Source organism: Flavobacterium sp. (genome assembly GCF_003525665.1).
In the GTDB taxonomy this organism is placed as follows: domain Bacteria; phylum Bacteroidota; class Bacteroidia; order Flavobacteriales; family Flavobacteriaceae; genus Flavobacterium.
The window spans coordinates 13,401-14,113 of sequence record NZ_DQDX01000007.1 but is presented as its reverse complement, the minus strand read 5'-3'; the positions used below and the strand labels follow the sequence as shown (position 1 = coordinate 14,113).

Below are 713 nucleotides of genomic sequence, written 5' to 3'. Positions count from 1 at the left end.
TGTTTTTTTACACTCGGTTATTTTAGCTAAAACATTGGAAGATTTCAAACCAGAAATGGTTGCCGGACATTCATTAGGCGAATTTTCTGCGCTTGTAGCAAATGGTGCTTTATCCTTTGAAGACGGATTAAAATTGGTTTCACAAAGAGCAATCGCAATGCAAAAAGCGTGTGAAATTGCACCATCAACAATGGCTGCAGTTTTAGGTTTAGCCGATGAAAAAGTTGAAGAAGTTTGCGCTTCTATTGACGGAATTGTTGTCGCTGCAAATTATAACTGTCCGGGACAATTGGTGATTTCTGGAGAATTTAAAGCTGTAGAAGAAGCATGCGTAGCCATGAAAGAAGCTGGAGCGAAAAGAGCATTATTACTTCCTGTTGGTGGCGCATTTCACTCACCAATGATGGAACCAGCAAGAGAAGAATTGGCAGCAGCAATTGAAGCCACGACTTTTTCAACTCCAATTTGCCCTGTGTATCAAAATGTAACTGCAAGCGCGGTTTCTGACGCAAACGAGATTAAGAAAAATCTAATTATCCAATTGACAGCTCCAGTAAAATGGACACAATCGGTACAACAAATGATAAAAGATGGAGCGACTTTATTTACAGAAGTTGGACCAGGAAAAGTATTGGTTGGATTGGTAAATAAAATAGATAAAGAAGCGGCGACGCATTCGGCGTAATTTAGTTTGCAGATTTCAGGTTGCAGAT

At 39.7% G+C, this 713-nt stretch carries 1 protein-coding gene; it reads left to right on the top strand.

Annotated features, from left to right (window positions below; all coding sequences use genetic code 11):
* On the top strand, positions 1–685 hold a 685-nt coding region (locus DIU01_RS00575; RefSeq protein ID WP_290831323.1), incomplete at its 5' end, for an ACP S-malonyltransferase.
* Positions 686–713 lie beyond the last annotated feature (28 nt).